The organism is Enterovibrio norvegicus FF-33, assembly GCF_000286835.2.
GTDB lineage: Bacteria > Pseudomonadota > Gammaproteobacteria > Enterobacterales > Vibrionaceae > Enterovibrio > Enterovibrio norvegicus_A.
In genome coordinates this window covers 140,782-153,540 of sequence record NZ_AJYD02000031.1, presented here as the reverse complement: position 1 = coordinate 153,540, position 12,759 = coordinate 140,782, and the positions used below count along the sequence as shown (strand labels likewise).

Here is a 12,759-nt window from a genome sequence, read left to right as displayed (position 1 = left end):
CAACTTGCTTATCGTGAAATTTATTCATGATCACTATGCGCTTTGTTCACATAGCAAAAAGCGGAAGTTAACCCTCCGCTTTTTTCACTTTCATTTCTTATTATTTCAGCAAGGATGCGATGCGATTCAAGTCAGACAACAACGCGCCTGCGGTGACATCTCGCCCTGCGCCTGGGCCACGAATCACTAATGGGTTTTCACGATACCACTGGCTCTCAATAGCAAAAATGTTGTCACATGGCAGCAAGTTGGCCAATGGATGATCCTCTGGAAGCACCTCAATACCAACACGTGCTTTGCCATTTCGGGTCAAACGCGCAACATAGCGAAGTACGCCGTTGTCCTTTTTCGCTTCTTCCAGCCATTCTTCTAAGGTGTCATCTAGCAAGGCACTGCCATCAAGGAAGCCATCAAGCGACTGTTGTGCCAATGCATCTGGCACCAGAGATTGCACTTGAACCTGCTCAGGTTCTAATTCAAGACCAGACTCTCGTGCCAGTATCACGAGTTTTCGCATAACATCAGCGCCACTGAGATCTTCACGCGGATCAGGCTCTGTCAAACCCTGCTGCCACGCTTGCTCTAGCAGTTCACTGAATTTAACTTCACCGCTAAATTGCTGGAACAGCCAAGACAAAGTGCCAGAGAAAATCCCCGACAATGCCATGATTTGGTCACCGCTTTCTCGCAAGTCCCGTACGGTATGGTTAACAGGTAAACCCGCCCCTACCGTCGCATTGTAAAGCCAAAATCGCCCGGTTTTTGCAAAGGCATCTTGTACCTGATAATAAAGCTCGCTACTTGCAGAGCCCGCCACTTTGTTGGCAGAAATAAGGTGATAACCATGCTCGGCCAAATCGGAATATTGTGCCGCTAATGGTGCGCTGGCGGTCACATCCAGCACGACGATGTCGTCATACGGATGATTGAGCAGATTGACCAGCCATTCGCCCATCTCATACGTTTTCGCATTTTCATTAAAATGCTCCATCACCGTATCAGCATCGATGCCATCGAAGTCGACCCATTGCAGATGACTGTCCTGCACCGAGATCAATTCGAAGTTCATGCCATGACGCTTTTCAAGCGCACTTTTTTGTTCTTTAAACAACGACAGCCAACGGCTACCAATATTGCCTTTTCCTAGTAATACAAGGCCAATCCGGCGCTGTGCTTGAAACAATGCACAGTGAATATCGGCCACTAACGCTGCGGTGTTCGTCTTACGCAGCAAAGCCGCGATGCTTAAGCCACTGTTAGATTCACTGATAAATTCAATCGGCTGACCACGCAATTGCTGATAGAAGCCATGACAATGTACCGGGTTACCCGTCACACCAGCACCTACCGCCGCCACTAAACTAAAGCCTTCGCGCAAACGAATGTCAGCCGGAATACCGGCGTCTTGAAGTTGCTCCAACACACTGTTGACGACTTCTGCGGTATAGGCCAATTGAATACGATGTTGATCAGCACTGGCGGAAGAAGCCAGCGGCTGAATTTGATTGCGCGTTAACAGTCGTTCAATGTCTCGTCGTGCGACGCTAAAATCATGGGATCGCGGAATGTCGAGCTGAAGCAAACACACGTCATCAAGTGACGTGATGATTTTCGCGCCTCGCCCTGAGGCAAGCACACGCTCGACTCGGGTAGAGCCGGACTCAGGGTCGTAGCTGCAACGCAGGTTCAAATCGATACAGCTTTGTGCCACAGGCTGAAGGGTGCGGGTATGCAGCACAGGCGCGGCAAGACGCGCCAGTTCTGCCGCTTCATCAAGGCGAAGTAAAGGGAGCAAACATGCGTCACCGACAAGGCGAGGGTCTGCACTGAAGACACCAGCGACATCACTCCAAATGGTCACGCGGCTTACGTCAGCCAACGCGCCGATAATCGTGGCGGAGTAATCAGACCCATTGCGGCCAAGCAGCACGGTTTCACCGTCTGCGTTTTGTGCCATAAAACCGGTGATCACAATGCGACGATGAGTGTGCTGCACCAACTGCTCTTTAAGCCGCGGCCAAGAGCTGGCGCGATCCACTTCTGGCTGCGCCGCACGCTCTGCACGTAAGAAACTGCGAGAATCGAGTTTCACGGCAGGCATATCAAGCTGAGTCAGCAATGCAGACAACAAACGGGCTGACCATGCTTCACCAAAACCTTGCGCCCAAGCGCGCTGAGCGACACCTAATGGATTTTCTGCCACCTGTGCCATCGCACTAAAATCTGTGTATAACGCATCGACCAACGCTTGTTTCTGTTCACCTTCGATCAGGTTCTCAATCAAGTCTTGCTGGTATTTACGCAAGCTTTGCAGGGTTTCATGAGCAAGACGCCCATCTTTATCCAGCAAAGACAGCCATTCAATCAGACGGTTGGTGGTTTTACCTGCGGCTGAAACGACAATAATGTCTGTCGCATCACTGTATTGCGCCAGAATTCTCGCCACGCGACGAAAACAGTCTGGATCGGCAAGGCTGCTACCGCCAAATTTATGTAGCTGGCGGGACGGCGACTGCTGAGGGGATACGACTTCAACCGCGCTCATTACTGACTCTCTCTCACTTTATTGAATGCTTGTTTTAGGTCGGCGACCAAATCCGTATGATCCTCCAGACCGATAGATAAACGCAATAGTGTTGCTGCGATACCTGCCTCTGCCTGCGCTTCATCAGACATGGCACGATGCGTCATCGAACCTGGGTGGGTGACTAAGCTTTCTACGCCGCCAAGTGACTCAGCCAAAGAGAATAACTTCAATGAACCCAGGAACAGTTTCAGTTCACTTTCGCCACCTTTTAGCTCAAAGCTCAACATACCGCCGAACCCTTTTTGTTGTTTCTTAGCAATCTCATGTCCCGGATGATCGGGCAATGATGGATGATAAATCACATCCACCAGCGACTCTTGTAGCAAAAATGCCAACACCGCGGCACTGTTTTCTTCATGCTGACGCATTCTCGCGCTCAAGGTGCGAAGACCGCGTAATGTCATGTAGCTGTCAAAGGCATTGCCTGTTGCGCCAATGCAGTTGCCCCACCACTTGAGTTCGTCAGCGAGTGCAGACTCTTTCGCGACCACCACACCACCAACGGTATCTGAGTGACCGTTGATAAACTTGGTCGTGGAATGCACCACGAAATCAGCGCCAAGGTTCAATGGCTGCTGCAATACCGGAGACAAGAAAGTGTTATCCACTCCGACCCAAGCACCTACCGCGTGGGCTTTTCGAGAAATGTCCATGATATCAACTACACGCAGTAATGGGTTTGATGGCGTTTCTATCCAGACGAGCTTTGGCTGTTTAGCCAATGCTGCTTCCAACGCTTCAACATTAGATTGGTCAACAAACTCAATCTTAAACGCTCCTTTTTTGGCGCGCGAATCGAACAAACGGTACGTGCCGCCGTAGCAATCATGAGGTGCGACAATCAAATCATCAGGGCCAAGCAGAGACAGCAGCAAATTAATGGCGGACATCCCGCAGTTGGTCACCACCGCGCCTGCGCCGTTTTCAAGCTCGGCCAGTGCCGTTTCCAACAGGTTGCGGGTTGGGTTACCACCACGGGCATAATCGTAGGTTGGTACTGTGCCAAACTCAGGGAATTCATAGTTGGTGGATAGGTAAATAGGAGGAACCACAGCATTATGCTGAGAATCTGTGGTGATGCCAGTGCGTACGGCAATCGTGGCTGACTTCTTGTCGCTCATGGTGTCTTTCCCTGTCAAAATGCGATCATAATACAAGCAGATAGGGTTAACCTTAACCACTCAATAGTAAGACGTCAATACCTCTAGACGTCTATATGTCTTTACATATAGCGGTTAATATCGCTAAAATTCGAAATTCATTCAACCTGGACATAATGCTTCCGGTGTTGACAGCGATTTATCAATGAAACTGCTTAGAAGGTGCACGATGGCAGAGTGGAATGGCGAATATATTAACCCTTACGCCGAGCACGGTAAAAAGAAAGAGCAAGTAAAGAAGATCACCGTCTCTATCCCGCTGAAAGTGCTTAAAATCCTGACGGATGAACGTACACGTCGCCAGGTCAATAATTTACGCCACGCCACCAACAGCGAACTGTTGTGTGAAGCCTTTTTGCATGCTTACACCGGCCAACCACTGCCAACAGATGACGATATTCGCAAGGATAAAGCGGATAGCGTTCCGGCAGAAGTGAAGCGCATAATGAAAGAGCTTGGCATCGAGTTTAACGAAGAAGAATATTAATTTCGTCATCGTAATGACAAAAAAACCAGCCGCTTGGCTGGTTTTTTAATGGCTTTTTTTGAGGAAAAAGCACAGAGCGTTTTCTCACCTCGCGGCAGGATCGCTTACCATGTCGTTATCCTCACCTCGCCTTATTTTCCTGTCCGATATTTAGCCGACTTCAGTTACTTATCTAACATGTAGTTTTCAGGCATCTCGATGCGCGCGACGCCTGACTCTACTGCCGCGACCGCAACGGCTTTGGCTACGCGAGGCAGCAAACGCGGGTCCATCGGTTTAGGGATGATGTAGTCCTTGCTAAAGCTCAGCTTGTCTACACCCGCCGCTTTCAATACTGCCGCAGGCACAGGTTCTTTCGCCAGCGTGCGGATTGCATCCACGGCAGCCAGTTTCATCTCGTCATTAATTCGACTTGCACGCACATCGAGCGCACCGCGGAAAATGAACGGGAAACACAGCACGTTATTCACTTGGTTCGGGTAATCCGAACGACCCGTTCCCATGATCAAGTCGTCACGCACTGCATGCGCAAGCTCAGGTTTGATTTCTGGATCAGGGTTTGAACACGCAAACACGATTGGCTTGTCTGCCATCAGTTTCAGCGCGTCTGGCGGTAACAGATCAGGGCCTGATACACCAAGGAAAATATCCGCACCTTCAATCACATCTTCAAGCGTGCGCTTATCTGTGTTGTTGGCGAACAATTGTTTGTATTCGTTAATGTCATCACGGCGAGTGTGGATCACGCCTTTGCGGTCCAGCATGTAGATTTTCTCACGCTGTGCCCCACATTTAATCAGAAGTTCCATGCATGCAACGGCAGCAGCACCTGCCCCCAAGCACACAATCACCGCTTCACCGATCTCTTTACCCTGAAGCTCCAACGCATTCAGCATACCCGCCGATGTCACGATGGCCGTACCGTGTTGATCATCATGGAATACTGGGACGTTACAACGCTCAATCAGCTGCTTTTCTATCTCGAAGCAATCTGGCGCTTTAATGTCTTCTAGGTTGATACCACCAAAGGTATCCGCGATATTCGCAACGGTATCAACGAATTCTTCAATCGTGCGGTGCTTCACTTCGATATCAATTGAATCAAGACCTGCAAAACGCTTGAACAGAAGCGCTTTACCTTCCATTACAGGTTTAGACGCTAGAGGGCCTAAGTTGCCCAAACCAAGAATAGCGGTACCGTTTGAAATAACCGCAACCATGTTGCCTTTCGCTGTATATTTATAAACATTATCAGCGTCTTGTGCGATTTCACGAACAGGCTCTGCCACACCTGGGCTGTATGCCAACGCAAGATCTTCAACCGTATCTGCTGGTTTGGTAAGTTCTACCGAGATTTTGCCAGGGACTGGATAGGCATGATAATCCAGCGCCTGTTGGCGTTTGTCTTCAGACATTTCTGTTTTCCTGACTTTATTAGTTATTGGCTGATTAATCTTGTTGCCAACCGAGCCCACAAGCATAGGTAAAGGTGAACAACAAGGTGCGGAATACGTTTTATATGTCGAGATGACCTTGTCACCTTAGTGCCAAGTATTTCTCACGCCAAAACGCGATCCGTCTATCCCAAGTAATTGATATAGCAATAAAGCACATTGCACGTTCCCTTATCTTGAGTGTAGTGAATTTTACAATAGATAAGTGTGCGCAGTGTCTATGACGCTACGAGGTCAATGACATCAGATATAATAGGAATTGTTTAAATGTTAACGCAGCGAGGGTAGCGAGGCTATCGGTTCGCTTAGATAAACTGTCATAGTCTACCTGTATTGAACCGTGGAAAAGGTCTTACAAGCTGTAACAGCAATAAAAAAAGGGTGCTTTCGCACCCTTTTTTTCGAGTCTGCAATATTACTTGCTACCCAATGCACCGAAACGCTTGTTAAAGCGGTCAACGCGGCCACCGGTGTCAACTACACGTTGCTTACCAGTGTAGAATGGGTGGCATTTGTCACATACGTCCAGGTTAATATCTTTACCTAGAGTAGTGTTGAATTCAAAAGTGTTGCCGCATGAACATTTTGCAGTTACTGCAGCGTATTCTGGATGGATACCAGCTTTCATAGGGATAACCTCTAATATAGGCCGTGTCGCTCTCCCGAGCCTATCGGGCACCACACGTCGTTAACAAACATTTTGTAAGGCGCGAAATTCTAATCAAGGAGACCTTTGATAGCAACTTTTTTGTTCAATTCATTTGAAAGTTATGCTGAGACGCTTTCGTCACGCGGCTCAAAAGAAAGTGATACGCCCCTTTGCGCCCCTCTTTACCCTAGGTACACTGTCGCGATGATTTGTCTATTTACCTAAGACGCTAGCACCTCATGATCCCAACAATCGCTCAAGTGGCATTACCTGTCCCTTTGCACAAGACGTTTGATTACCTCATTGGCAATGATATGCCAGTTGTAGGTGGACGCGTTCGCGTGCCATTTGGCAAGCAATACAAAATCGGAATTGTGACGGCCCTTGCTGATCAATCTGCTTTTCCTTTAACGCAACTTAAACCTATTAATGCCGTATTAGATGACGCCCCCCTTTGGGCTCCGGCTTTATATAAGCTATTAAATTGGGCGAGTCGCTACTATCAATATCCATTAGGTGACGCGCTAGCTACCGTCATGCCCGGCAGCCTAAGAAAAGGTAAACCTGCGCATCGCGAGCGTGAGCGTGTGTGGCAGCTAACAGAAGCGGGAAAAGATCAACCCATCACGGCATTGACCCGTGCACCCAAGCAAGCACGGATCCTGACGATGTTGCGCAGCGGCGCTATGGCACACAGCGATTTACTTGATAGTGATCTGACTGCCGCTGTGATCAAAACCGCTGAGGAAAAAGGCTGGATCAACATCGTACAGAATGTGCGTGCCAAACCTTGGATGCCAAACTATCGAGTCGTCGAAGACAAACCCACACCCAATCACGAGCAGGCCTTAGCGGTTGCGACCATCAATGCCAGTCCTGAATTTGGCTGTTACTTAATTGAAGGGGTGACTGGCTCAGGTAAAACGGAGGTCTACCTCAATGCACTCGAACCCGTTCTGGCTCGTGGTCAGCAAGCGCTGATTTTAGTGCCCGAAATTGGTTTGACGCCGCAGACAATTAATCGCTTCAAACGTCGCTTTAATGTGCCTGTCGAGGTGATGCATTCCGGTTTAAATGACACCGAACGACTCAATGCTTGGCTCGCCGCCCGAGACAACGAAGCGGCTATCATCATTGGCACTCGCTCTGCCTTGTTTGCGCCGTTCAAATCACTCGGCATCATCATTGTGGATGAAGAACACGACGCCTCTTATAAACAGCAGGATTCTTTTCGCTATCACGCACGTGATCTCGCCGTTATGCGCGGTCATGAAGAAAACGTGCCTGTAATACTTGGCTCTGCCACGCCCTGCTTAGAAAGCCTACACAATGCCAAAACGGGCAAATACCATCACCTTACCTTGTCTATTCGAGCAGGTAACGCCATCAAAGCCAAACATGGTGTGCTCGATATTCGCGGTTTGTACTTAGAAGCTGGTTTATCTGCGCCCTTAATTGCTGAGATGCGAAAACACCTTTCTGATGGCAATCAGGTCATGTTGTTTTTAAACCGACGCGGCTACGCTCCGGCTCTCATGTGTCACGAATGTGGTTGGTTGGCAGAGTGTAAGCGCTGCGATGCCTATTACACTTTGCACCAACAAAGCAATGAACTGCGCTGTCACCATTGTGGCACTCAGCGCCCAATTCCCCATCAATGTGGTCAATGTGGCTCGACGCAGCTTATCGGGGTCGGGGTCGGTACAGAGCAACTAGAAGCGCAACTGGCGACGCTATTCCCAGAGTTCAAAACGATTCGTATTGATCGCGACAATACCCGTCGAAAAGGCTCACTAGAGGCCTACTTGGATGCCATACACAACAAAGAGTATCAAATTCTGATTGGCACCCAAATGCTGGCAAAAGGCCACCATTTTCCTGATGTGACCTTGGTGGCACTGGTGGATGTCGACAGCGCCCTGTTCAGCAATGACTTTCGCGCCCCTGAGCGATTAGCTCAATTGTTTGTGCAAGTCGCCGGACGCGCAGGTCGCGCCAGTAAGCCAGGGTTTGTCTTGCTGCAAACTCACCACCCTGAACATGCTTTGTTGCAATCACTCATTCACAAAGGCTACGACTGCTTTGCCTCGGAAGCGCTGATTGAACGTCAGCAAGCCAACCTGCCGCCGTACAGTTTCTTCGCCCTGTTTCGCTCTGAAGCCAACCACAGCGAACAAGTTGAACAATTTCTTCAGCAAGTGCGAACCATCCTGGATGCGTCTCCCGTTCCTGATGACGACTGCGCCGTCATGGGGCCGGCTCCAGCGCCATTGCCACGACGAGCAGGTCGTTACCGTTGGCAATTAATTTTTCAAGCACCTAACCGCCGGATGTTACAACAAAGATTGTCAGCCGCTTTGCCAGCAATACGCCAACTGCCTTTGTCGAAGAAAGTGCGTTGGTCGCTGGATATCGAACCCCAAGACATGAGCTGAACAAATTTCATTCGCTTAAGCCGACCAAGATCACAATATTCTTGTAATAACTGTTAACATGACCATGTTTAATACACCGCCATCAGATTAAGATATGGTCTGTTAACAAATAAAGTCTTATTGCTGAAGTTCCCTAACGGGATGCATTGCCATATATAACGAGCAAGAGGAATAGCACTATGGCGACAATGAAGGATGTTGCCCATCTGGCTGGCGTCTCTACGGCGACAGTTTCGCGTGCGTTGATGAACCCGGAGAAGGTATCAGCGTCGACCCGCAAGAAAGTCGAGCAGGCGGTGATGGAAGCGGGCTATAGCCCTAACTCGCTCGCAAGAAATTTACGTCGCAATGAATCGAAAACCATTGTGGCTATTGTTCCAGATATTTGTGATCCCTATTTCACGGAGATCATTCGCGGCATCGAAGAAGCGGCTATGGAGCACGGTTATTTAGTGCTACTTGGCGACAGCGGACAGCAAGCAAGTCGTGAAAGCTCATTTGTGAATTTGGTGTTTACTAAACAAGCTGACGGCATGCTTCTTTTAGGTACCGATCTTCCTTTTGACGTCAGCAAACCGGAGCAAAAGAACCTACCCCCTCTCGTGATGGCCTGTGAATACGCGCCAGAGCTAGAGTTGCCGACGGTGCACATTGATAACCTAACCGCAGCGTTTGAAGCAGTCAATTACCTGACTCAAGTCGGTCATAAGCAGATCGCACAGATCACAGGTGATCCTAGCGCTGCACTGACACAATTTCGCGTTCAGGGCTATCAACAAGCCCTGCGTCGCGGCGGCGTGACGGTGAATCCGGCTTATACGGTTGCGGGGGATTTCACTTTCGCAGCGGGTGCGCGCGCAATGACCACTTTGTTGTCACTGCCCACACCACCTACAGCGGTATTCTGCCACTCTGATGTCATGGCCATTGGTGCACTTCAACAAGCGAAGCGACTGGGCTTTCGTGTCCCACACGACATCTCTATCGTTGGTTTTGATGACATTCAGTTTGCTGAGTATTGTGACCCAGCTCTGACCACTGTCTCACAACCTCGCTATGACATTGGTCGTCAGGCTATGCTCATGTTGTTGAAGATACTGAAAGGCAATGATGTGCAGGCAGGTTCACGTTTGCTCGATGCACAATTGGTGATCAGGGAGAGTGTGGCACCGCCATCACGTTAAACTGACAAGCTAGGTACTGGCGCGCTTTCGAGCAAGCCAGTACCATATAGCCCCAACTCGCAGAAAAAGATACCCGAATCAGTGGCAACCCGAGATTATGTCAAACGCGGAAAAGCACCGCGTAAACCCACCCGAAATGCCAAGAAGCCACCGCCTAAACAGGGTTTCCCGTTTAAATGGGCGTTGATCGCATTGGCGTTGGTGGCCGGCTTTGGCTATGGTCTCTACTTCCTCACCACCAGCGAACCGCCAGCCCAATCTGAGCCGCCCAAAACGGTGACTAAGCCAGCAACCAAACCATCAAAGCCTCAGAAAAAAGAGGAAAAAGTCATTCCTCCTAAGCCCGAGGAACAATGGAGCTACATTGAAGAGCTGGAAAATAAACAAGTTCAGGTCGAGGCCAATGAGCAGGAAGTGTCGAGTCGTCCTTATCTAATGCAGTGTGGTGCATACCGAAGCGCCAGTCAGGCGGACGAACGCAAAGCCATGATTGCCTTCCAAGGCTTAGAAAGTCATATCAAAGCCAGCCAAGGCGAAAAAGGCATTTGGTATCGCGTCGTCATGGGGCCTTATCCGCTTAAGCGTGAAGCAGAACGTGACCGAAACTTGCTACGCCGTGCAGGTATTGAACCTTGCGCCATCTGGTACTGGAACTGATTTACCTTTCCTCACAAAGAAAATAAGGGCAAAGCCGGACATCTCACGGCTTTACCCTTGAATTTACGTTTTCCCATCCCCACCTTTGCTTTTAACAACCCATACTGGTTTCAGCCATAACGCTCAACCAGAGAGCAAAGAAGAGGTTCTTCCGTGACGACTATCGTTTCTGTTCGCCGCAACGGCAAAGTAGTAATCGCCGGTGATGGCCAAGTGTCACTGGGTAATACCGTAATGAAAGGCAATGCCCGCAAAGTACGCCGCCTATACAACAACCAAGTATTAGCAGGTTTCGCTGGCGGCACCGCAGATGCCTTCACCCTATTCGAACGTTTTGAGCGTAAGCTTGAAATGCACCAAGGTCATTTGACCAAAGCCGCGGTTGAACTCGCTAAAGATTGGCGAACCGATCGTGCACTGCGCAAGCTAGAAGCCCTACTTTGTGTGGCTGATGAAACCGCTTCTCTCATCATTACCGGTAACGGTGATGTGGTTCAGCCAGAGCACGATATGATTGCGATTGGCTCAGGCGGTAACTTTGCGCAAGCTGCTGCTATTGCACTGCTTGAAAACACCGAGTTAGACGCACGCGAAATCGCGGAAAAGTCACTTACTATCGCTGGCGACATCTGTGTCTTCACCAACCAGCACCACACCATCGAAGAACTAGATTACTAAGGCAGGATCCCCAGCATGTCTGAAATGACCCCACGCGAAATCGTCTCTGAACTCGACAATCACATTGTCGGTCAGCACAAAGCCAAACGTGCCGTTGCCATTGCACTCCGTAACCGCTGGCGTCGCATGCAGCTTGATGAAGATCTGCGCGCAGAAGTCACGCCAAAAAATATCTTAATGATTGGCCCAACGGGTGTCGGTAAAACCGAAATTGCACGTCGTCTGGCCAAGCTCGCGAACGCGCCTTTCATTAAGGTTGAAGCCACCAAGTTCACTGAAGTGGGTTACGTCGGCAAAGAAGTGGAAACGATCATACGCGATCTGACTGATGTCGCGATCAAGATGACCCACCAGCAAGCGATGGAAAAAGTAAAATACCGTGCGGAAGAGTTAGCAGAAGAGCGCATTCTCGATGTGCTTTTACCTCCTGCACGTGATGCTTGGGGCCAATCTGAAGAGCCAAAAGCAGATTCAAACACACGCCAAAGCTTCCGCAAGAAAATCCGCGAAGGCAAGTTAGACGACAAAGAAATCGAAATCGATCTGGCTACCCCGCAAATGAGCATGGAAATCATGGCACCTCCTGGCATGGAAGAAATGACCGGCCAGTTGCAAAGCATGTTCCAAAACCTCGGTGGTGGTAACACAGCGAAAAAGCGCAAAATGAAACTGAAAGATGCGCTAAAAGCGGCAGCTGAAGAAGAAGCGGCGAAGCTTGTTAATCAAGAAGAACTGAAAGAGCAAGCGATCAGCGCAGCAGAAAATAACGGGATCGTCTTCATTGATGAAATCGACAAAATCTGTAAACGCGGCGAAAGCTCAGGCCCGGATGTCTCCCGTGAAGGTGTTCAGCGCGACCTCCTTCCTTTGGTAGAAGGCAGCACGGTATCAACCAAACACGGTATGGTGAAAACTGACCATATTCTGTTTATTGCTTCTGGCGCATTCCAAGTGGCTAGCCCGTCAGATTTGATCCCAGAACTGCAAGGTCGCCTGCCAATTCGCGTTGAACTGGAAGCGCTGACAGCGTCTGATTTCAAGCGCATTCTGACTGAGCCAAACGCATCACTGACCGAGCAATATTCGGCACTGATGGGCACAGAGCAAGTGAACTTGTCTTTCACCGAAGACGGCATTGAAGAAATTGCGAACGCAGCATGGCGCGTCAACGAAAGAACCGAAAATATCGGTGCACGTCGCCTTCATACTGTGATGGAGCGTCTGGTGGATGAGATCTCTTATGATGCCAGCGAGCGTGGTGGCGAATCCTATGTGATTAACGCTGAATACGTTCGCAATTGCCTCGAAGAGCTGATTGATGACGAAGATCTAAGCCGCTTCATTCTGTAACTCAGCAGAAGCGTATTACAAAACGGGCAGCCTCAGGCTGCCCGTTTTTTATTGTGTCTTTGCTCGTCGTTCTACATACGCATTTAATACCAAACCAAGTTAATCCCGTACTTGCATT

10 protein-coding genes are annotated in these 12,759 nt (G+C 49.4%); 6 read left to right on the top strand and 4 right to left on the bottom strand.

The window, feature by feature from the left end; genetic code table 11:
• Window positions 1-100 precede the first annotated feature (100 nt).
• Window positions 101-2,545, bottom strand: a complete 2,445-nt coding sequence (locus A1OO_RS07885; RefSeq protein WP_017002691.1) for a bifunctional aspartate kinase/homoserine dehydrogenase II — start codon at window positions 2,543-2,545, stop codon at window positions 101-103.
• Window positions 2,545-3,708 (bottom strand): O-succinylhomoserine (thiol)-lyase, encoded by a 1,164-nt coding sequence (locus A1OO_RS07880; RefSeq protein WP_017002690.1) that lies wholly within the window; start codon window positions 3,706-3,708, stop codon window positions 2,545-2,547. The genes A1OO_RS07885 and A1OO_RS07880 overlap by 1 nt, the downstream gene beginning before the upstream one ends.
• Before the next feature lie 208 nt (window positions 3,709-3,916).
• On the opposite strand from A1OO_RS07880, the gene metJ reads away from it, so the two are divergent.
• Window positions 3,917-4,234, top strand: a complete 318-nt coding sequence (gene metJ, locus A1OO_RS07875) for a met regulon transcriptional regulator MetJ (RefSeq protein ID WP_016961946.1) — start codon at window positions 3,917-3,919, stop codon at window positions 4,232-4,234.
• A 164-nt stretch (window positions 4,235-4,398) separates the two neighbouring features.
• Here metJ and A1OO_RS07870 read toward each other — a convergent pair whose 3' ends face one another.
• Both A1OO_RS07870 and rpmE read right to left on the bottom strand, forming a co-directional pair.
• Window positions 4,399-5,649, bottom strand: a complete 1,251-nt coding sequence (locus tag A1OO_RS07870) for a malic enzyme-like NAD(P)-binding protein (RefSeq protein ID WP_017002688.1) — start codon at window positions 5,647-5,649, stop codon at window positions 4,399-4,401.
• Window positions 5,650-6,103: 454 nt separating this feature from the next.
• Window positions 6,104-6,316 (bottom strand): 50S ribosomal protein L31, encoded by a 213-nt coding sequence (gene rpmE, locus A1OO_RS07865; RefSeq protein WP_016961944.1) that lies wholly within the window; start codon window positions 6,314-6,316, stop codon window positions 6,104-6,106.
• 260 nt (window positions 6,317-6,576) lie between these two features.
• Between rpmE and priA the strand changes: the two genes are divergently transcribed.
• From priA to hslU, 5 genes are all read left to right on the top strand, one after another.
• On the top strand, window positions 6,577-8,772 hold the full coding sequence (gene priA, locus A1OO_RS07860) for a primosomal protein N' (RefSeq protein WP_016961943.1): 2,196 nt from the start codon (window positions 6,577-6,579) through the stop codon (window positions 8,770-8,772).
• Between the two features lie 155 nt (window positions 8,773-8,927).
• Window positions 8,928-9,956 (top strand): DNA-binding transcriptional regulator CytR, encoded by a 1,029-nt coding sequence (cytR, locus tag A1OO_RS07855; RefSeq protein ID WP_277814484.1) that lies wholly within the window; start codon window positions 8,928-8,930, stop codon window positions 9,954-9,956.
• 81 nt (window positions 9,957-10,037) lie between these two features.
• Window positions 10,038-10,613 (top strand): SPOR domain-containing protein, encoded by a 576-nt coding sequence (locus A1OO_RS07850; RefSeq protein ID WP_016961941.1) that lies wholly within the window; start codon window positions 10,038-10,040, stop codon window positions 10,611-10,613.
• A gap of 153 nt (window positions 10,614-10,766) precedes the next feature.
• Entirely contained in the window at window positions 10,767-11,291 is a 525-nt protein-coding gene (gene hslV, locus A1OO_RS07845) for an ATP-dependent protease subunit HslV (RefSeq protein ID WP_016961940.1), read from the top strand.
• Between the two features lie 15 nt (window positions 11,292-11,306).
• Window positions 11,307-12,641: an HslU--HslV peptidase ATPase subunit gene (gene hslU / locus A1OO_RS07840; RefSeq protein WP_016961939.1), complete on the top strand. Its 1,335-nt coding sequence runs from the start codon at window positions 11,307-11,309 to the stop codon at window positions 12,639-12,641.
• Window positions 12,642-12,759: the final 118 nt, after the last annotated feature.

Coding starts and splice junctions, on each gene's coding strand:
- A1OO_RS07885 (WP_017002691.1), bottom strand. CDS start 2,545: ATGAGCGCGGTTGAAGTCGTATCCCCTCAGCAGTCGCCGTCCCGCCAG.
- A1OO_RS07880 (WP_017002690.1), bottom strand. CDS start 3,708: ATGAGCGACAAGAAGTCAGCCACGATTGCCGTACGCACTGGCATCACC.
- metJ (WP_016961946.1), top strand. CDS start 3,917: ATGGCAGAGTGGAATGGCGAATATATTAACCCTTACGCCGAGCACGGT.
- A1OO_RS07870 (WP_017002688.1), bottom strand. CDS start 5,649: ATGTCTGAAGACAAACGCCAACAGGCGCTGGATTATCATGCCTATCCA.
- rpmE (WP_016961944.1), bottom strand. CDS start 6,316: ATGAAAGCTGGTATCCATCCAGAATACGCTGCAGTAACTGCAAAATGT.
- priA (WP_016961943.1), top strand. CDS start 6,577: ATGATCCCAACAATCGCTCAAGTGGCATTACCTGTCCCTTTGCACAAG.
- hslU (WP_016961939.1), top strand. CDS start 11,307: ATGTCTGAAATGACCCCACGCGAAATCGTCTCTGAACTCGACAATCAC.